At 73.9% G+C, this 18,791-nt stretch carries 20 protein-coding genes; 9 read left to right on the top strand and 11 right to left on the bottom strand.

The window, feature by feature from the left end; genetic code table 11:
* The first annotated feature begins 248 nt into the window (after positions 1–248).
* Positions 249–560 (top strand): hypothetical protein, encoded by a 312-nt coding sequence (locus ABD363_RS20810; protein ID WP_344605771.1) that lies wholly within the window; start codon positions 249–251, stop codon positions 558–560.
* 389 nt (positions 561–949) lie between these two features.
* Here ABD363_RS20810 and ABD363_RS20805 read toward each other — a convergent pair whose 3' ends face one another.
* Both ABD363_RS20805 and ABD363_RS20800 read right to left on the bottom strand, forming a co-directional pair.
* Positions 950–2,341: an amidohydrolase family protein gene (locus tag ABD363_RS20805; RefSeq protein WP_344605769.1), complete on the bottom strand. Its 1,392-nt coding sequence runs from the start codon at positions 2,339–2,341 to the stop codon at positions 950–952.
* A gap of 229 nt (positions 2,342–2,570) precedes the next feature.
* The gene (locus ABD363_RS20800; RefSeq protein WP_344605767.1) at positions 2,571–3,332 is read right to left on the bottom strand and encodes an Atu4866 domain-containing protein; all 762 of its coding nucleotides are present in this window, start codon (positions 3,330–3,332) and stop codon (positions 2,571–2,573) included.
* Positions 3,333–3,792: 460 nt separating this feature from the next.
* On the opposite strand from ABD363_RS20800, the gene ABD363_RS20795 reads away from it, so the two are divergent.
* Positions 3,793–4,092: an Atu4866 domain-containing protein gene (locus ABD363_RS20795; RefSeq protein WP_344605765.1), complete on the top strand. Its 300-nt coding sequence runs from the start codon at positions 3,793–3,795 to the stop codon at positions 4,090–4,092.
* A 456-nt stretch (positions 4,093–4,548) separates the two neighbouring features.
* Here ABD363_RS20795 and ABD363_RS20790 read toward each other — a convergent pair whose 3' ends face one another.
* The 3 genes from ABD363_RS20790 to ABD363_RS20780 form a co-directional block, all read right to left on the bottom strand.
* Positions 4,549–5,436: a helix-turn-helix transcriptional regulator gene (locus tag ABD363_RS20790; protein WP_344605763.1), complete on the bottom strand. Its 888-nt coding sequence runs from the start codon at positions 5,434–5,436 to the stop codon at positions 4,549–4,551.
* A gap of 260 nt (positions 5,437–5,696) precedes the next feature.
* Positions 5,697–6,578, bottom strand: a complete 882-nt coding sequence (locus ABD363_RS20785; protein WP_344605761.1) for a helix-turn-helix transcriptional regulator — start codon at positions 6,576–6,578, stop codon at positions 5,697–5,699.
* Between the two features lie 272 nt (positions 6,579–6,850).
* Entirely contained in the window at positions 6,851–7,561 is a 711-nt protein-coding gene (locus tag ABD363_RS20780; protein ID WP_344605759.1) for a GntR family transcriptional regulator, read from the bottom strand.
* Between the two features lie 143 nt (positions 7,562–7,704).
* On the opposite strand from ABD363_RS20780, the gene ABD363_RS20775 reads away from it, so the two are divergent.
* Entirely contained in the window at positions 7,705–8,127 is a 423-nt protein-coding gene (locus tag ABD363_RS20775) for a VOC family protein (protein ID WP_344605757.1), read from the top strand.
* The gene (locus ABD363_RS20770) at positions 8,124–8,885 is read left to right on the top strand and encodes an SDR family NAD(P)-dependent oxidoreductase (protein WP_344605755.1); all 762 of its coding nucleotides are present in this window, start codon (positions 8,124–8,126) and stop codon (positions 8,883–8,885) included. The genes ABD363_RS20775 and ABD363_RS20770 overlap by 4 nt, the downstream gene beginning before the upstream one ends.
* A 443-nt stretch (positions 8,886–9,328) precedes the next feature.
* Here the strand turns inward: ABD363_RS20770 and ychF are convergent, their stop codons facing one another.
* On the bottom strand, positions 9,329–10,417 hold the full coding sequence (ychF, locus tag ABD363_RS20765) for a redox-regulated ATPase YchF (RefSeq protein WP_344605753.1): 1,089 nt from the start codon (positions 10,415–10,417) through the stop codon (positions 9,329–9,331).
* Positions 10,418–10,990: 573 nt separating this feature from the next.
* Here ychF and ABD363_RS20760 point away from each other — a divergent pair.
* Positions 10,991–11,431, top strand: coding sequence for a DUF6542 domain-containing protein (locus ABD363_RS20760; RefSeq protein WP_425578008.1), 441 nt, complete (start codon positions 10,991–10,993; stop codon positions 11,429–11,431).
* Positions 11,432–11,502: 71 nt separating this feature from the next.
* Here the strand turns inward: ABD363_RS20760 and ppgK are convergent, their stop codons facing one another.
* Both ppgK and ABD363_RS20750 read right to left on the bottom strand, forming a co-directional pair.
* A complete protein-coding gene (ppgK, locus tag ABD363_RS20755) occupies positions 11,503–12,249 on the bottom strand; it encodes a polyphosphate--glucose phosphotransferase (RefSeq protein ID WP_344605749.1) in 747 nt (248 codons plus the stop codon).
* Between the two features lie 29 nt (positions 12,250–12,278).
* Positions 12,279–13,304 carry a 4-hydroxy-3-methylbut-2-enyl diphosphate reductase gene (locus ABD363_RS20750; RefSeq protein WP_344605747.1) on the bottom strand — a complete coding sequence of 342 codons (1,026 nt, stop codon included), beginning with the start codon at positions 13,302–13,304 and terminating at the stop codon, positions 12,279–12,281.
* Positions 13,305–13,449: 145 nt separating this feature from the next.
* Between ABD363_RS20750 and xseA the strand changes: the two genes are divergently transcribed.
* The 3 genes from xseA to ABD363_RS20735 all read left to right on the top strand — a co-directional run bounded on the left by xseA (position 13,450) and on the right by ABD363_RS20735 (position 15,632).
* A complete protein-coding gene (gene xseA / locus ABD363_RS20745) occupies positions 13,450–14,658 on the top strand; it encodes an exodeoxyribonuclease VII large subunit (protein WP_344605745.1) in 1,209 nt (402 codons plus the stop codon).
* A 9-nt stretch (positions 14,659–14,667) separates the two neighbouring features.
* Complete coding sequence (locus tag ABD363_RS20740) at positions 14,668–14,922, top strand: exodeoxyribonuclease VII small subunit (RefSeq protein ID WP_344605743.1); 255 nt, start codon at positions 14,668–14,670, stop codon at positions 14,920–14,922.
* Between the two features lie 119 nt (positions 14,923–15,041).
* Entirely contained in the window at positions 15,042–15,632 is a 591-nt protein-coding gene (locus ABD363_RS20735) for a malonic semialdehyde reductase (RefSeq protein ID WP_344605741.1), read from the top strand.
* 101 nt (positions 15,633–15,733) lie between these two features.
* Here the strand turns inward: ABD363_RS20735 and ABD363_RS20730 are convergent, their stop codons facing one another.
* The gene (locus ABD363_RS20730) at positions 15,734–16,258 is read right to left on the bottom strand and encodes a DUF4245 domain-containing protein (RefSeq protein ID WP_344605739.1); all 525 of its coding nucleotides are present in this window, start codon (positions 16,256–16,258) and stop codon (positions 15,734–15,736) included.
* 127 nt (positions 16,259–16,385) lie between these two features.
* On the opposite strand from ABD363_RS20730, the gene glpX reads away from it, so the two are divergent.
* A complete protein-coding gene (gene glpX, locus ABD363_RS20725; RefSeq protein ID WP_344605737.1) occupies positions 16,386–17,420 on the top strand; it encodes a class II fructose-bisphosphatase in 1,035 nt (344 codons plus the stop codon).
* A gap of 69 nt (positions 17,421–17,489) precedes the next feature.
* On the opposite strand, the gene ABD363_RS20720 is transcribed toward glpX, so the two are convergent.
* Positions 17,490–17,867: a WhiB family transcriptional regulator gene (locus tag ABD363_RS20720; RefSeq protein ID WP_344605735.1), complete on the bottom strand. Its 378-nt coding sequence runs from the start codon at positions 17,865–17,867 to the stop codon at positions 17,490–17,492.
* A 173-nt stretch (positions 17,868–18,040) separates the two neighbouring features.
* Complete coding sequence (locus tag ABD363_RS20715; protein ID WP_344605733.1) at positions 18,041–18,715, bottom strand: DUF1707 SHOCT-like domain-containing protein; 675 nt, start codon at positions 18,713–18,715, stop codon at positions 18,041–18,043.
* Positions 18,716–18,791: the final 76 nt, after the last annotated feature.

Below are 18,791 nucleotides of genomic sequence, written 5' to 3'. Positions count from 1 at the left end.
GAAGGGGAGACGGGGATCCGGTGGTGGCCGCCGCACGGGACCACGTCCGGCGGCGCGGACCGCTGCGGGCGGACGGGCGGATCCCGGTGGCCGCTTCCGGGGAGCCGATGTCGCCGATGGGCGGACGGGTCCGGGCGTTCGCCCGGGGCCGGCCCCGGTGTCGTGCCGTCGGTCTATACCTTGCGGTCCGGACGAGGTTCCTCCTGACGGCCGACATCCCGGCGGGTTCCGCGCGAAAGGATCGGCGCATGGAACGCATCGATGCCGCAGTCGCCCTGACCGCCGCTCTGGCCCTTGCCGTCACCGCATGGGCCAAGCCGCTCAAGACCCTGTCGTTCCGGCACCTCGTCGTCGTGTGCGCGGTCTCCTACCCGGTGGGCGCGAAGCTGTTCCCGGTGCTCGGGCCGGCCGGGGCCGGCGCCGTGTGGGCCGAGTGGGTCTTCCTGCTGAGCGTCGGCCTCCTGTTCGCCGCGCTCGCCGCGTCGGCCCTCCGGCGGATCAGGACCTTCCGGGGCACACGCGCCGACCGGCACTCCTGCCACCAGGACTTCGACGTGTGAGCGTCCGTCCGCTCCACCCGCGCCACCTGCGGCCCCATCGGACCGGTGGAAAGACCGGTGGAAGCAGCCCGCGCATCACCGCATCTCCCGGACCCTCGTCGCCCCCGGCGTCGTCGTACCGGCCTCGGCCACGGTCGCGGCCTGCGGCTCCGACGGACGAACCGCACGGTCCTGCGCCGGGGCGGGCGTCGATGCCCGGGCGGGCGGCGCGGGTGGTCCGCGGGGCCCCACCGGTGCCGTACGACTCGGCGCTGCGGGCCTGCCCCTTTCCGGTGGCCAGGTCCTTTGGCGGCCCCGTGTGCGCGGCGTGATCGGCCGACGGCACGTGCCGGGGACGGGGACGCCCCCGGCCGGAGGGAGGCCGGCCGGGGGCGGCGGTGGGGGGATGCTCAGGCGGCCGGGGTGTTCAGCACGTACTCGCGCGAGGCGTGGACCTCGCGGCGCAGGGCGGGCAGGTCGACGTCAAGGACGTGGCCGTTCCACTTGCGGGGCTCGCCGCCCACGAGGACGGCGCTGATGTTGCGGGCGTCGGAGCCCAGCACGACGGTGCCGATGGGGTCGTTGAGCGGCATGTTGTTGAGGTCCTCGGCCCGGACGACCAGCAGGTCGGCCTTCTTGCCCGGGGTGAGCGAACCGGTGACGGCGTCCAGGCCGTTGGTGCGGGCGCCCTGGAGGGTGGCGAAGTCGAGGACGTCGTGGGTGGTGATGCGGCGGGGCTGCCGGTCGGTGCCGTGGGCGGCGTTGACGGCCCGCATCCGCTGGATGGCGTGCAGGGATCGCATCTGCGTGAACATGTCGCTGACCAGCGCCACCTCGACGTCGATGCTCAGGCCCGGGCGGATACCGACGGACAGGGCCTCGTCGACGGCGGGGATCGCGGTCTCCAGGCCGATCTGGGCGTCGGAGGTGGGGGCGAGCGCCACGGTGGTGCCGGTCTCCCCCATCGCCTTCCACGCCTCGCAGGTGAGTCCGGTGGCGTGGATGAGGGTGACGTCGGGGCCGAGGAGGCCGTCCCCGGCCCAGCGCAGGATCGCCTCGGAGGAGGCCGTGCCGAAGACCGCGTCCACGCTCACCCCGATGTCCAGGTCCTTGGCGACGCGGGCGAGTTCGGGACCGTAGGCGAGTGCCGGTCCGGCGATCTCGTCGGTGGCGAGCGTCGCCAGGCGCAGCGTCAGCAGCTGGTCGTCGCTGCTGAAGTACCGCTCCTTGAGGCGGGTCAGGTCGCCGGGCCACTGCTTGTCCCAGTCGCCGAAGTGCGGGCCCATGGAGGCGTGCACGCCGCGGATGCCGGTGTCGCGCAGGGCCTCGACGGCGGCGTCGGAGTGCTCGGGGGTGCGGGAGTTGTGGGAGAAGTCGAGCAGGGTCGTGATGCCGCTGTCGAGCGCGGTGAGGGCGGCCAGCTTGGTGCCGGTGTACATGTCCTGGGGCCGGTAGACGGTGGCGTAGCCGGCCAGGGTGGACATGACGTAGGCGCCGAGGTCGTCGACGTCCGGCATGATCCGGCGCAGCTGGGTCTCCCAGGCGTGCCGGTGGGTGTCGACGAAGCCCGGGCTGAGGACGGTGCCGGTGGCGTCGACGACCACGGCGTCGCCGGCGTCGAGGCGGGGGCCGACGGCGGTGATGGTGTCGCCCTCGACGAGCAGGTCGGCGTTGTGCAGGACACCGAGGCCGGGGTCCATGGTGACGATGGTCGCGCCGGTGAACAGGATGCGCCGCTCGGCCGCGGGGCGGCGCCGGAGCTGGTCGAGGACGGCCGCGTCGGTGGTGTCGTTGGCGTTCATGAGGGGTCTGCTTTCCGTACGTCGGGGAGGGGGGCGGGCTGCCGGCGGCGCCGGCGCTGCTCGGTTTCCGGTCCTGGCCGGCCCGGCCACGGCGACCAGGGCGCCGTTCGCCCGGGCGCCGCGCGTCCAGGGTCGAAGGCGGGTACGGGCAGGGTCTTCGAGCCGGCCGTCCGTGGGCCGCACGGCGGCCGGGCGCCGTGCCCGCCGCACGGCGGCCGCGGGCCGGCGGTCAGCCCAGCTTCATGACGTAGCCCGCGTGGTGCAGTTCGTCGCCCCTGAACTCCCCGTAGGCCCAGAAGCCGAGGTCGTCCAGGTAGTCGATGCGGTCGCCGTCGATCCAGAACCGGCCCTGGTAGGCGTGGCGGCGACCGCCCCGTGTCTCGTCGTAGCGGCCGTCGGCGGTGAGTTCCTGGTGCAGGAAGTCCTTCCGGTCGATCCAGACGCCGAGCCGGGGGCTGCCGGTCAGGTCCGGTGCGGCGGGGATGCCCGCCTCGGGGGCGGTGGCCCGGCCGGGGGCGTCGGTGCCCGCCCACAGGACGGGCCGGCCGGCTGCGACCAGGGCGCGGACCTGCTCCGGGCGGGACAGGAGGGTGGCCACCGCGCCGGGCACGTCGGCGGCGAGTTCGTCGGGCACCACCAGGAAGTCGGCGGTGTTGCCCGGGGTGAGCGTCGCGACGTGGTCCGAGCGCCGGCCGCGTCCGCCGGCCAGGGCGACGGTGTCCACGACGGCGGGGACGACGGTCGTGCCCGTGCAGTCGACGACGATGGCGTTGTCGTCCTGTGCCGCGGTGACGATGGCGGGGCCGACGCCCACGATCAGGGAACCGACGAACAGGATGTCGGCACCGGTCATGGTCCCGATCAGCGGGTCCATCGTCATGATCCGGGCGTTGGTGAACAGGACCGGACGGCCGCCGTCGTTCGAGACGATCTCGTCGAGGGCCGTACGGTTCCAGCTCACGGTGCCGGTGCCGGTGTCGGTGATGGTCATGGTGTTCCTCAAGGGGAGTTCGGGGGTACGGCTCGTCGGCCGGCCCGGCGAAGCGGGCGAGCAGCGAGGCGAGCGGGGCAGCTGCTCGGCGGTCGCGGCAACTGCACGACCACCAGACTCGTCGCCCCGCGGAACTGCAACCAGGCCGCTGCGTTCCCGGGTGCGCGGCACCCAGGGTCGGCCCCGCCGCCCGCGACGGCCCCCGCGGAACGACCCTGCCGGGCTGCCGGCGCGGGAGCGGCGAGCGGGAGCCGGCGCTCGGCGGTGGTGAGGTCCCGGCGATCCACGGCCGCGGCCCTGGCGCGTTCCGGGTTCACCGCGGCCGGGAGGCCCGTCCGCCCGGCCTCCTCGTGCCGCCGCGCCGTCCCGGCCGTGATCGTGGGTGCACGGCCCCCGGGATGCCCGCACCTGGGGAGAAAACGGCCTGGCTTCTTCCCGTCGCGGGTTCAAGAGTGGAGCCATGACCAGCAACGACACGCCCCGCGACCCGCACCCGTACGTCGGCGTGTGGGTGACCGCGGACGGCTTCATCCGCCAGGAACTGCTGCCGGACGGCCGCTACGACGAGGCCCGCGGACAGCGCCGGAGCGCCTACACCGGCCGGTACACCGTCACCGGCAGCCACATCGACTACGTCGACGACACCGGCTTCACCGCCACCGGCGACATCCGCGACGGCGTTCTCTTCCACGAGCACCTGGTGCTCTACCGCGAGGGCGACCGGCGCGTCCGCCGGAAAGGCATGGTGCCGCGCGGCTGACAGGGCGCACGGGCTCCCCGCCGAGGCCGTCCGCTCCGGGCGGCGGCGCCCGGAGCGGACGGCCGACGCCGCGGTGAGCGCGCCCTTCCCGCAGGACGAGCCATCGCAGGGACGCCCATGGGCAGGGGCGGGAGAGCACGGGGCGAAGCCGCGGCGCCGGCCGGAGTCGCCTGCCGTCAGGCCCCCTCGGCCGGGCCGTTCCCGAGCTCCCCGGTCCGCGCGCCGCCGGTCCGCGCGGCGGGGTCACGGTCGTGGCCTCGACCGGCGCGGCACCGGCCGCCCTCTGCCATCGCTTCCCCCGCCGGCGTCGACGTCAGCGGGGTCGTCGTGCGTCGGCCGCCGGCCATGCCCGAGTCGCTCGCCGTCCCCGCCTCCTCCCGCAAGGGTCGGTGTCATCGGCCCGCGCAGGCAGCGGGACGCTCCCCCGGGCGCCCGCGTGCCGCTTCCACGGGCGGGTCACACGGCAGGCCGGGTGCCGCCGGGAGCCGGACCGGACTCCTCCCGCACCACCTGTGCGGATTCCCCTCCGCGGACGCCGGACCGGAGTTCGGCGAAGGCGGCCGCGGTGGGGCTCGCCGGCTCGGCCTGGTAGACGACCAGCTGCTGATGCGGGGCTCCGCCGACGGTGAAGGCCGAGAACTGGATCTCCAGAGCGCCCACTTCGGGGTGGGCGAGGTGCTTCGCCTGCTGGGTCTTGCCCCGCACCTCGTGCCGTGCCCACAGCCCGGCGAACTCCGGGCTCTTCGCGCGGAGCGTGTCGACGACCTCGGTGATCCGCGGGGAGTCGGGGTCGTGCCCGTAGGCCGCGCGCAGTTCGGCCGCGCACGAGCCGGCGGCCTTGTCCCAGTCCCGGTAGAAGGCGCGCCCGGCCGGGTCCAGGAAGACCATGCGGGCCAGGTTGTCGAACCGCTGGAATCCGCTGTGCAGGGCCGCGGCGAGCGCGTTGTGCGCCAGGACGTCCAGGGCCGGTCCCAGGATGAAGGCGGGGGTGCCGGGCCAGCTGTCGATCAGCTGCAGAAGCTGGGGATGGATCCTGTCGTGACCGGCGGGAGCGCTGCGGCGTTCCCGGGGTGTCCGGGTGAGTCTGCGCAGGTGGTCGTGTGCCTCGTCGTCGAGGCGGAGGGCGGCGGCGATCGCGTCGATCGTCTGGGGCGACGGGCTGGTCTCCCGGCCCTGCTCCAGGCGCATGTAGTAGTCGGAGCTCACGCCCGCGAGCAGGGCGACCTCCTCGCGGCGCAGCCCCGGCACCCGCCTGCGCCCGTGCTCGGGCAGGCCCACGTCCTGCGGTTTGAGGGCTTCACGCCGTGCTCTGAGGTAATCGCCCAAGGGAGTGCTGTCGCTCATGTCCCCAACCTAGGTGTTGTCCCGTCACCGGCGCAGCGGGCGCCGCCCCGCCCTGGCACGGAGGGCGGTCCCCACGGCTCGAAGCCCTCGGCCCGCCGCGGTCCTCGGTCACTCGGTCCCCTTGCCGGCGGTCGCACCAGCCCGCCGGATCCGCGGGGAGGCCGGGTCCGTCGGGGGCGGCGCGCCGGCGCCCGCGCGGGTTCGCGGGATCGCCGCGTCCGGCAGGGCCGCCGCCGCTCGACCACCCCGCGGGTCGCCGTTCAGCCGAAGACGGCGCCCGACGCCGCGTCCCGTGCGGACACGAGGCCGGCGCCGAGGGAGCCGAGCAGGGCGAGGGCGTCGGCGGACGGGGTGCCCGGCTCGGCCTGGTAGACGACGAGCTGCTGGGTGCGGGCACTGTTGACGGTGAAGGACTCGTAGTGCAGTTCCAGGTCGCCGACCTGGGAGTGGTGGAAGAGCTTGGCCTCCCTCGTCTTGGCGCGCACGTCGTGGCGCGCCCACAGCGCGCAGAAGTCGTCGCTCTTCAGGGACAGTTCGCCGACGACCTCGCTCAGCCGCGGGTCGTCGGGGTCGATACCGGCCGCCCGCCGCAGTGCGGCCACGGCCGACTGGGCGGCCCGGTCCCAGTCCCGGTGGAAGCGCCGCGCGACCGGGTCCAGGAACGTCATGTGCAGCAGATTGTCGGCTCGGGCGAAATCGGCGTAGAGGGCGCTCGCGAGCCGGTTGCGGGCCAGGAGGTCCAGTGCGGGGCTCAGGACGAAGGCGGGCGTGTCGCTCCACGTGCCGAGCAGCCGCCGCAGGTGCGGGGCGACGCGTTCGATGCGCGCGGCGCGGCGCGTCCGGCGGGTGGTGGGGCCGGCCACCCGGTACAGGTGGGCCACCGCTTCGTCGTCCAGCCGCAGCGCCCGCGCCACGGCCTCGAGCAGCTGCTGGGAAGGGTGCCGTTCACGGCCCTGTTCCAGACGCGTGTAGTAGTCGGAACTCACCCCCGCGAGCGCGGCCACCTCTTCACGGCGCAGACCGGGCACCCTGCGGCGGCCGGATACGGGAATGCCCACGTCCTCGGGGCGCAGACGGGCACGCCGCGCACGGAGGAAACCTCCCAGCGCGTTCTCGACGGCGAGATCCTTGTCGGTGTCCATGCGTGTGAGGCTAGAGCCGCGCACCGCCCCGTCCTACGGGCGAAAGGGGGCGCGCTTCACCTGGGAACAGCGCACCCTGGACAACCGCGGCCCGGTCCGTCCGAGGCCGGTCCCGCCCACTCGGCCGGCCGGCGCGGCCCGGACCGCCTTCGGGCCGTGGCCGCTGCCGGGCGCGCGAGCCGGGCCGGACGGGTCCTCCTCGGCGGTGCCGCGGGCGGTCGGGCGCGCGGGCGGCCCGCCCGCGGCGACAGCTGCGCGAGTACCCGGCGCCCTCAGCGGCGGCCGGACGCCTCGGCCCGCTCCGTCACCGCGCGGGCCGGCAAGCCGGCCAGCAGGCTGCGTCGTGCAGAGTCCACGTGCTCCTCGGCCCGGCGGGCGAGTGTCCGGCTGTCGCCGGAGCGCAGGAGAGCGGCCAGTTCGCGGTGCTCGCCGACGACGCGCGCGCGGTAGTGGTCGTAGGCGGCGTCGACGCGGCGCAGCTGGAACAGGTGCACCTGGGAGCGGATCGCCTCCCAGGCGGTGACGAGCCTGCCGTTCCCGGCGGCGCGGTAGATCTGGTCGTGGAAGGCGATGTCCAGCGCCACCAGCCGGTGGGCGTCGCCGCCGGCGGCGATCTCGGCCTCCATCCCGGCCACCAGCCGGTCCAGCTCGGACAGGTGCTCCGCGCTCGCGGCTCGCCGCGCGGTGGTCGCGGCCAGGCGGTCCAGCGCGGCCCGCAGCGCGTAGACCTCCTGGACGTCCTCGGCCGTCACCTCGATGACGGTGGTGCTGCGGTGCCAGCCGCCGCGCACCAGCCCTTCGCGCTCCAGCCGGGCCAGCCCTTCCCGGACCGAACCGCGGCTGACCTGGAGGTGTTCGGCCAGCTCCACTTCGCGCAGTGCGGCTCCGGGCGGGAAATGGCCGGAGAAGATGGCCGCGCGCACCAGGTCGGCGGCTTCGTCGGCCAGCCCGCGTCGGGCTGCCCTCGGCAGTGCGGATGACATGGAACCAATGTTGACGTCCGGACGATCGCCGACGCCAGCCCGCACCGTCCGGGACCCGCCGGGATCCATGTCCTAATGTTGACATCAGGACATCGTCTCGGTCACGCTGCTGCGGTCACCGAGCCCACGGGAGGGGACCCCCGATGTCGCACCGACCCGCCGTCCACCTGGCCATCCCGGTCGACGACCTGGTCGCCGCCCGCGGCTTCTACGGACAGGTGCTGGGCCTGCCCGAGGGGCGCAGCACCGACCACTGGGTGGACTGGAGCCTGGAGGGCCACCAGCTGGTGACCCACCTCGTGCCGACGGCGCCGCAGCCGGCCGGCACGAGCTCGGTGGGGCGGCACCAGGTGCCGATCCCGCACTTCGGTCTGCTGCTGGACGAACGGCACTTCCACCGGTTCGCCGAGCGGTTGCGAGCCGCCGGGGTGCGATTCGACATCGAGCCGCATCTTCGCTTTCCCGGTGAGCCCGGTGAGCAGTGGACCATGTTCTTCCGTGATCCCGCGGGCAACGCCCTGGAGTTCAAGTCCTTCCGTGACGAGTCGATGGTGTTCGCCCGATGAGGGGCGTACTGGTCACCGGCGGATCGCGGGGCATCGGCCGCGCCGTCGCGACGGCCTTCGCCGCCGACGGCGACCGGGTCGCGGTGCAGTACGCGGGCCGCCACGCGGACGCCGAACGGACGCTGCGGGAACTGCCCGGCACCGGACACACGCTGATCCAGGCCGACCTGGGCGAACCCGGCGCGGCCGAGCGGGTCGTGGCCGAGGCGGTGGCCGCACTCGGCGCGGTGGACGTGCTGGTGAACAACGCCGCCGTGGCCCCCACGGCGGACACCCGGCATCCGATCGCACGCACTCCCCTGGCGCACTGGCAGCAGGTCTGGCGACGGATGGTGGACGTCAACCTCCTGGGCGCGGCCGACTTGAGCTGGGCCACGGCCCGCCACCTCGTCGACCGGGGCGTCGGCGGCGCGATCGTGAACATCGGCTCGCGCGGCGCGTTCCGGGGCGAACCGGATTTCCCCGCCTACGGGGCGACCAAGGCGGCGCTGCACGCCCTCGGCCAGTCGCTGGCCGTGGCGCTGGCCCCGCACGGCATCGCGGTCACCTCCGTCGCGCCCGGATTCGTGGCCACCGAACGGCAGACGGCGAAACTGTCCGGCCCCGAGGGCGAGCGTCTGCGCGCGGAAAGCCCGTTCGGGCGGGTCGGCACCCCGGAAGAGATCGCCGCCACCGTGCGTTTCCTCGCGTCCCCGGCCGCGGCGTGGGCCTCGGGAACCATCGTCGACCTCAACGGCGCGTCCCACCTGCGCACCTGACCCGAGGGTCCGGCCCCGGTGCGGTGGAAGCCGCACGCCGGATTCGGCCGGGGACCCGGAGAAACGCATCGGCGACACCGCCGGCACCGCGCTCCGTGCCGGCTCGGCGGCCTCCCGTCGACGCATCGGGGACCGACAACGCCGGGCAGGCGGAGATTCGTTTCCGCAACGGGCGGAGGCCAGGTGAGGAACGTGCGCCGGATGCCCGGCCGGCCGGGTCGGCTTCCCCGGCGCACGGCACGCGGGCTCGTGGCGCCCGCTCGGTCCGTCGGCATCCGGCACGAATCCGGCACGGTACGGAGACGGGGGCGACGACGGGTGACGGGGGGCCGGAAATCCAGCACCTGTCCAGCACGGTAACGGTCAGGGGGCCTGCCCCCGAAGAGTCGGACCCTCTGTGACCTGCGTGTCTGCCGGGTCAGCGAAGTGGTGCCATGCACCGGCTAGACGTTGAAGCGGAACTCCACCACGTCCCCGTCCTGCATCACGTAGTCCTTGCCCTCCATGCGCGCCTTGCCCCTGGCGCGGGCCTCGGCGACCGAGCCGGCCTCCACCAGGTCGTCGAAGGAGATGACCTCGGCCTTGATGAAGCCCTTCTGGAAGTCGGTGTGGATGACACCGGCGGCCTCGGGGGCGGTGGCGCCCTTCTTGATGGTCCAGGCGCGGGACTCCTTGGGGCCGGCCGTCAGGTAGGTCTGCAGGCCGAGGGTGTCGAAGCCGACGCGGGCCAGGGTCGCCAGGCCCGGCTCGTCCTGGCCGACGGACTGCAGCAGTTCCAGGGCCTCGTCCTCGTCGAGCTCGGCGAGGTCGGCCTCCAGCTTGGCGTTGAGGAAGATCGCCTCGGCGGGGGCGACCAGGGCGCGCTGCTCGTTCTTGAAGTCCTCGTCGACGAGTTCGTCCTCGTCGACGTTGAAGACGTAGAGGAACGGCTTGGTGGTCAGCAGGTGCAGGTCGTGCAGGAGCTCGGCGCGCTCGCTGCCCTGGACGATGCCGTGGGCGAAGAGGGTGTCGCCCTTCTCCAGGATCTCCTTGGCCTCCTCGACGGCCTTGACCTTCGGGGCCACGTCCTTCTTGATCCGCGACTCCTTCTGGAGCCGGGGCAGGACCTTCTCGATCGTCTGGAGGTCGGCGAGGATCAGCTCGGTGTTGATCGTCTCGATGTCGTCCTTGGGCGAGACCTTGCCGTCGACGTGGACGACGTTCTCGTCCTTGAAGGCGCGGATGACCTGGCAGATCGCGTCGGACTCGCGGATGTTCGCCAGGAACTTGTTGCCCAGGCCCTCGCCCTCGGACGCGCCGCGGACGATGCCCGCGATGTCGACGAAGTCGACCGTCGCGGGGAGGATCCGCTCCGACTTGAAGATCTCGGCCAGCTTGGCGAGCCGGGCGTCGGGGACGCCGACCACGCCGACGTTCGGCTCGATGGTGGCGAACGGGTAGTTGGCCGCCAGCACGTCGTTCTTGGTCAGGGCGTTGAACAGGGTCGACTTGCCGACATTCGGCAGACCGACGATTCCGATCGTGAGCGACACGTTGCGACTTCCCGTACGTGAGGATGCGGAGGGCCCGGGCGGGGGCCGATCCACCAGTCTACGGGGTGCCCGCGCCCGGCCCGGCACGGTGCCGGATGCCGGGACGGGCTCCGCGAGCTTCGCGCGACGGCGTGTCCGAGCGCCGATTGGGCATATTGACCGACCTAAGTTGGTCCGATGGAGCAACACAGGACGCGACCCGCACAGCACGGACCGCGACGTGGCAGGCCTTCGCTGCCTCCGCAGGGGCGGCGGACGGACACCGGCGGCGCCGCCGGAAGGGGGACGGGCGGTCCCCCGGCGGGGAGCGGCCCGGCGGGGCGGGGCGCCGGGGGAGGCGGCTCGCCGGGGAAGGGCGCGGGCGGCTCGGCCGTGAGGAGGAGCGCCGGGGCCGGGGGCGTGACCGGCGGTGCGACCGGGCGTGGGGGCGGAGACGGTGCCGCCGGACGCGGAGCCGGGCGGCCCGTGCGGCCCCCGCGCCCCGAGCGGCCCGCGCAGGCGGCCGGGCCGGCGGCCCGCGGCGGGGCGTCACCCGGCGGTGCGGCGCGTGAGGGCGCGGCGTCCCGTCTGCCGGTGGTGCGGCGGCGGTCCGGGCCGTCCGTGGTGCGGGCCGGACGGCGGGTGCCCGGCCCGCGGCTGACCGGGCTGGGCGCGGCTCTGTTCTGCGCGGTGGCGATGTGCGTGCTCGGCGTGCTCGACCGGGTGCTGTTCGGGGCGTCGCCGACGGCGTACGGCGCGCTGTTCCTGCCGGTGTGCGTGCTGACCGCGGTGGGGGTGCGCCGGGGGGACCTGGCGGCCGCGCCGGTGGTGGCGCCGATCGCCTTCGCCGTGGGGCTGCTGCCCGTGGCCGGGAGCGGGGACGGGGCCGGCGGCCGGCTGATGGGGTTCGTCGCCGCGCTGGCCACCGAGGCCGGATGGCTGTACGGAGGCACCCTCGTCACGGGGGCGATCGTGCTCGTCCGCAGGATCCGGCTGGTCAGGCGCCGGGCCGCCGGGAAGCGCCCGGCGGCCTGAGCCCCGCCGCGCCGCCCGTGCCTCCCCGGGGCCGGGCCGGCGGCCCCGCCCCGGCCCCGGGCCCCGGCCTCCTACGCCCCCTCGGCCGCCCGCATGGCCGCCCCCACGATCCCCGCGTTGTTCTGCAGCTGGGCCGGGACGATCTCCGCCTCGATGCCCTCGATGTGGGGCAGGAACTTGTGGGCCTTGCGGCTGACGCCGCCGCCGATGATGAACAGCTCCGGGGAGAAGAGCATCTCGACGTGGGCGAGGTACCGCTGGACGCGGTGCGCCCACTGCTCCCACGTCAGGTCGCGGTCCTCCTTGACCTTGCTGGAGGCGCGCTTCTCCGCTTCGTGCCCGTCCAGCTCCAGGTGGCCCAGCTCGGTGTTGGGCACGAGGGTGCCGTCGACGAAGACGGCGCTGCCGATGCCGGTGCCGAAGGTGAGGACGACGACCGTGCCCCGCCTGCCGCGTCCCGCGCCGAAGTGCATCTCGGCGACGCCCGCCGCGTCCGCGTCGTTGACCACCGTGACCGGCAGGCCGCCCAGGCGCTCGGCGAACAGCGCCCGCGCGTCCTTGTCGACCCAGCTCTTGTCGACGTTCGCCGCCGTACGGATCAGGGCGCCGCCGGTCACCACGCCCGGGAACGTCAGCCCGACCGGCCCCGTCCAGCCGAAGTGCCCGACGACCTCGCGCACGCCGTCGGCCACCGCGTCCGGCGTGGCCGGGTGCGGGGTGAGCACCTTGTGGCGCTCCTGCGCGAGGTCGCCCCTGTCCAGGTCCACGGGAGCGCCCTTGATCCCGGATCCGCCGATGTCCACGCCGAAGATCTGCATGGCCCCACGGTACGACGTACGTCCGGCGGTCACTCCACGGATGCCGGCACGGGGCCGCTTCCGCCGCGCTCCGCCACCAGGGCCGCCGCCTCCTCGCGCAGGTCTCGGCGGAGTTCCTTGGGCAGCGAGAAGGTGATCGACTCCTCGGCGGCCTTCACGATCTCGACGTCCTCGAAGCCGCGCTGCGCGAGCCACTCCAGCACCTGCTCGACCAGGATCTCCGGCACCGAGGCGCCCGAGGTGACGCCGACCGTGGCCACGCCCTCCAGCCAGGCCTCGTCGATCTCGTCGGCGAAGTCCACGAGGTACGCCGCGCGGGCGCCCGCGAGCTTGGCGACCTCGACGAGCCGCTTGGAGTTGGAGGAGTTCCGGGAGCCGACGACGATGACCAGGTCGGCCTCGGCGCCCATCTGCTTCACCGCGAGCTGGCGGTTCTGCGTGGCGTAGCAGATGTCGTCGCTGGGCGGGGAGACCAGCTGCGGGAACTTCTCCTTCAGGGCGTCGACGGTCTCCATGGTCTCGTCGACGGAGAGGGTGGTCTGGGAGAGCCAGACCACCTTGGCGGGGTCGCGCACCTCCACCTTGGCGACGTCCTCGGGGCCGTCGACCAGCTGGATGTGGTCGGGGGCCTCGCCGGAGGTGCCGATGACCTCCTCGTGGCCCTCGTGGCCGATCAGGAGGATGTCGTAGTCCTCCTTGGCGAAGCGGACGGCCTCCTTGTGGACCTTGGTGACCAGGGGGCAGGTCGCGTCGATGGTGGCGAGCCGGCCGCGCCTGGCCTCCTCGTGGACGGCGGGGGCCACGCCGTGCGCCGAGAACATCACGATGTTGCCCGGCGGCACCTCCTCCGTCCGCTCGACGAAGACGGCGCCCTTCTTCTCCAGGGTCTGCACGACGTACTTGTTGTGGACGATCTCGTGCCGGACGTAGACGGGAGCCCCGTACTGCTCCAGGGCTTTCTCGACGGCGATCACGGCGCGGTCCACACCGGCGCAGTAGCCCCGGGGGGCGGCGAGCAGGACACGGCGGCCAGGCGAAGCGGTCATGGCACCCATCGTAAGGCCGCGTCCGGGGGGTCGAAGATCGCCTGCCGCGGCGCTCCGGGGAGGCGGGCGGCGGGCCGCCCCGCGCGGGTGCCGGCCCGCGCGGGGCGGGCCGGCGCGGGTCCCGTTGTCGGCGGCGGCCGTTACGCTCGGGCGCATGGCTGTCAACACGTCCCCCGAGTCCCCGCTGCCCGTCGGTGAGGTGTCGCGCCTGATCGGCGGGTGGATCGACCGGCTCGGCGCGGTCTGGGTCGAGGGACAGATCACGCAGCTGTCGCGGCGGCCGGGCGCCGGGGTGGTGTTCCTGACGCTGCGGGACCCGTCGTACGACGTCTCCGTCAGCGTCACCTGCTACCGGCAGGTGTTCGACGCGGTGGCCGACGTCGTCGGCGAGGGCACCCGGGTCGTCGTCCACGCCAAACCGGAGTGGTACGCCCCGCGCGGGCAGCTGTCGCTGCGGGCCGCCGAGATCAAGCCCGTGGGCGTCGGGGAGCTCCTCGCCCGGCTGGAACAGCTGAAGAAGGCCCTCGCGCGCGAGGGGCTGTTCGCGCCGGAGCGCAAGAAGCCGCTGCCCTTCCTGCCGCGGCTGATCGGCCTGGTCTGCGGCCGCGCCTCGGCCGCCGAGCGGGACGTGCTGGAGAACGCCCGGCGTCGCTGGCCCGCCGTCCGCTTCGAGGTGCGCAACGTCGCCGTGCAGGGCGTGCACGCCGTGCCGCAGGTCGTGCAGGCCGTCAAGGAGCTCGACGAGCTCGACGCCGTGGACGTGATCGTCGTGGCGCGCGGCGGCGGCAGCGTGGAGGACCTGCTGCCGTTCTCCGACGAGCAGCTCGTGCGGGCCGTGGCGGCCTGCCGTACGCCCGTGGTGTCCGCGATCGGGCACGAGCCGGACAATCCGCTGCTGGACCACGTGGCCGACCTGCGGGCCTCGACGCCCACCGACGCCGCCAAGAAGGTCGTGCCGGACGTCGGCGAGGAGTACGAGCGGGTACGGCTGCTGCGGGACCGCGCGCGGCGCTGTGTGGAGGCGCTGGTCGAGCGGGAGGAGCGGGGCCTGGCCCACGCGCTCGCCCGGCCCTCGATGCAGGACCCGCACCGGATGGTCGACGAGCGGGCCGAGCAGGTGGCGTCCCTGCTCGACCGGGGCCGGCGCTCCCTGCGGCACGCGCTCGACCGCGCCGACTCCGAGCTGACGCACACGCACGCGCGCGTGGTGGCCCTCTCCCCGGCCGCGACCCTGCGGCGGGGGTACGCCGTGCTGCAGCGGGCCGACGGCCAGGCGGTCCGCGCCCCCGGCGAGGTGGCGGCCGGCGAGGCGCTGCGCGCCCGGGTCGCCGAGGGCGAGTTCTCCGTACGAGTCGACGCATAGGGTGAGTGGATGACCAGCGAGGTGGAGCGGACGGCGGCCACGGCCGAGGCGCTCGGGTACGAGCAGGCGCGGGACGAGCTGATCGAGGTCGTGCGGCGGCTGGAGGCCGGCGGTACGACGCTGGAGGAGGCGCTCGCGCTGTGGGAGCGGGGCGAGGAGCTGGCCCGGATCTGCCGGCGCCGGCTGGACGGGGCGCGGGCCCGGCTGGACGCGGCGCTGGCCGAGGAGGAGACGGCGGACGCCGGGGACGAGGACGGGGAGTAGCCCGCGGTCCGGCCGCGCGGGCTGTGAAGCGGATCACCACGCCCCCGTTTTGATTGAAGCTTGAACTTCTTCGGCGTATCGTCGGGGACGCAAAGCCGATCTCTGACGAAGGTTGCTCCATGTCCCTCGTTCTCGACCCCGCCGCCCAGGACCTGCTGTTCCGCGAGGCGCGCACCGCGAACACCTTCACCGACGAGCCGGTGACCGACGAGCAGGTGCAGGCGATCTACGACCTGGTCAAGTACGGCCCCACCGCCTTCAACCAGTCCCCGCTGCGCATCACGCTGGTCCGTTCCCCCGAGGCCCGCGAGCGCCTGGTCGGGCACCTGGCCGAGGGCAACCGGGCGAAGACCGCCGCCGCCCCGCTGGTCGCCATCCTGTCCGCGGACAACGAGTTCCACGAGGAGCTGCCGCAGCTCTTCCCGCACTTCCCCGAGGCCAAGGACGCCTTCTTCGCCGAGCGCCCGGTCCGGGAGAACGCCGCCGCGCTGAACGCCGCGCTCCAGGCCGCGTACTTCATCGTCGGCGTCCGCGCCGCCGGCCTCGCCGCCGGGCCGATGACCGGCTTCGACTTCGAGGGCGTCCGCAAGGAGTTCCTGGACGACGACCACACCCCGCTGATGATCGTCAACATCGGCAAGCCGGGCCCGGACGCCTGGTACCCGCGCTCCCCGCGCCTGGCCTACGAGCAGGTCGTCACCACCGTCTGAGACGCCCCCGGCCCGGGACGCCCCGGGCACCGCGCACGACGAAGGCCTCCGGCACATGCCGGAGGCCTTGGTCGTGTCCGTGCGCCGGGGGCGGGGCGCGCTCACTCCAGCTTCAGCGCCGCCGCCATCGTCGCCAGCCGGTCGAACGACGCCGTGCCCGCCACCACCGTCGTGGAGTCGTCCGTGCCCTGCAGCACCAGGGCGTCGTAGCGGCCGCCCTCGTACCGCTTCCACGTGCGGCCGCCGAGCTCCTGGGTGACGTCGGTCTCCCGGGCGCCCTGGCTCGCCTCCTCGATGAACGCGGCCGGCTTCTGCGTGGACTGCTCGATCGCCACGTACTCGCCGTCGGGGGCGTGGAAGCCCAGGTGCCAGGCGTCGTGCTCGTCGCCGCGGAAGCGGACGGAGGTCGCCTTCCAGTCCCGGGCCAGGCCCTCGGGCGCGGCCACCGGGTAGGGGGCGGCGCGGCGCGCGGTGAGCAGCTCGACGCGGTAGTCGACCCGCTTGAGGTCGGGGGCCCGGTCGTCGTGCGGGATGAAGAGGTACATCACCAGCCCCACGAGCACGATGACCACCATGGAGAGGACCATGTCCCGCGCCGTCTTCTGCTTGCCGTTCGTGCCTGCCACGCTCTCTATCGTCGCAGGTCGCCGAAGCGCTCATCCGTGGGGTCCCCTGCTCATTTTGTCTACCCGGCGATAGAGTCGGACGACAACACCCTCATCCGGCCGTCGTCGTACAGAAAGGTGCGCTCCGATGACCGAGCATCACCACTTGCCGTCCGAGCTCGACGTCCCCTCCGAGGCTCCCGACCGCAACCTCGCCCTCGAACTCGTCCGGGTGACCGAAGCCGCGGCGATGGCCGCGGGCCGCTGGGTCGGGCGCGGCGACAAGAACGGCGCCGACGGTGCCGCGGTGCGCGCCATGCGGACCCTCGTCTCGACCGTCTCGATGAACGGCGTGGTCGTCATCGGCGAGGGGGAGAAGGACGAGGCCCCGATGCTCTTCAACGGGGAGCGCGTCGGCGACGGGACCGGAGCCGAGTGCGACATCGCCGTCGACCCGATCGACGGCACCACGCTGACCGCCAAGGGCATGCCGAACGCGATCGCGGTGCTGGCCGCCGCGGAGCGCGGGTCGATGTTCGACCCGTCGGCCGTGTTCTACATGGACAAGCTGGTGACCGGGCCGGAAGCGGCCGACTTCGTGGACATCGACGCGCCGGTGTCCGTGAACATCCGCCGGGTCGCCAAGGCCAAGCGGTCCACGCCCGAGGGCGTCACGGTCTGCATCCTCGACCGGCCGCGCCACGAGGGCCTCATCAAGGAGGTCCGGGAGACCGGCGCCCGGATCAAGCTGATCTCCGACGGCGACGTGGCCGGCTCCATCCTGGCGCTGCGCGAGGACACCGGCATCGACCTGCTGCTCGGCATCGGCGGCACGCCGGAGGGCATCATCTCGGCCTGCGCCGTGAAGTGCCTGGGCGGCACCATCCAGGGCAAGCTGTGGCCGAAGGACGACGCGGAGCGGCAGCGGGCGGTCGACGCCGGGCACGACCTGGACCGGGTGCTGACCACCGACGACCTGGTCTCCGGCGACAACGTCTTCTTCGCCGCGACCGGCATCACCGACGGTGAGCTGCTGCGCGGGGTGCGGTACCGGTCGGAGACCGCCACGACCTCGTCCATCGTGATGCGGTCCAAGTCGGGGACGGTGCGGCGGATCGACTCCGAGCACCGCCTGAGCAAGCTGCGGGCGTACAGCGCGATCGACTTCGACCGGGCCAAGTAGCGCCGGCGGCCGCGCGGCGACGGGGCGCCTCCGGTGCGGAGGGGGCGCCCCGCTCCGGGCCGGGGCGGATCAGCCCGCCGCGGCTATGCGGCCCGCCGCCCGGGCCGCCTTCTTCAGTTCCACGTCGCGGCGGCGGCGCCGGGCCAGGACCACGCGGCGTTCGGCGGCGGTGAGGCCGCCCCAGACGCCGTACGGCTCGGGCTGCAGGAGGGCGTGCTCGCGGCACTCGACCATCACCGGACAGCGCGCGCAGACGCGCTTGGCCGCCTCCTCGCGCGAGAGCCGGGCGGCGGTGGGTTCTTTGGAGGGCGCGAAGAACAGGCCCGCCTCGTCGCGCCGGCACACCGCCTCGGTGTGCCACGGGGCGTCCTGGTCCCGGTCTCGCGCTGGCACCCGCTGGGCCGGAACGGCAGCTACCTGCAGGGACGAATGCGGCGGTTGCAGCACGGTCTACTCCTGACGACGGCTTCGCGAGCGAGAGACGATGCAGCAAGCCCTACCCGCTGTACGCGCGCCTATGCACTGAGTTTCCGACCGCCGGTCCCGGCGGCCGCCGGGCGCCCCCACCGGCCGACCGGATCACCGCCGGATGTTTCCGTAAATGATCGAATTAACAACCGTCAACGGTCGAGGCGCTTGCGCAAACCCCTGTCGACCGTGCGCTGGACCCGGTCGAGGATGTCCGCGACGATCCGGCCCCGCCGGGGCCGCGCCTCCACGTCGCCCAGCACCGCCCAGCCGTCGATGTAGACGACGGGGGCCCCGGGTTCGGCCGCATCCAGCGTGTGCACCTCGAAGTTGCCGAGCACGCCGCCGCCCAGGCCGCGCAGCGAGACGTTCTCCGGGACGCGGACCTCGACGCTGCCGAGGACCGAGAACACCTTGACGACGACCTGCTGGTACTCGAAGAGCGCCTCGCTGAGGTCGATCTCCACACTGCCGAGGACCGCGTACACGTGGATCCGGCGCCCCGGGCGCCAGCGGCCCCTGCGGACGGCGTTGCTGAGGACCGCCACCACGGTGTCGTCGGGGTCCGCGGGGATCGCGCCGGCCGGGGGGCGGCCGGGGACCGGGGCGGGGCGCGGGGCGTGCGCGGCGGGCAGGTCCCGTATGTGGACGTCCAGCTCGCCGACGGTCCTGGCGCTCAGCACCCCCTCGACCCGCTCGGCGTGCTCCTCGGCGGTCAGCCGGCCCTCGGCGAGGGCCTCGCGCAGGATGTCGGCGACACGGTCGCGGTCGGCGTCGGAGGCGCGCAGCCCGGAGGCGGCGGGCGGAGTCTGCTTGTGAAGGTCCACGAAGGCAGCGTACCGAAACGCGATAGATCGCGACCAGACCTGTTGAGGACAACCTCACAGGTGCGCCGCCGCGGGC

Origin of the sequence: Streptomyces glaucus, assembly GCF_039533365.1 — a bacterium.
Taxonomy (GTDB): domain Bacteria; phylum Actinomycetota; class Actinomycetes; order Streptomycetales; family Streptomycetaceae; genus Streptomyces; species Streptomyces glaucus.
This window is presented reverse-complemented; position numbering and strand designations above follow the sequence as displayed.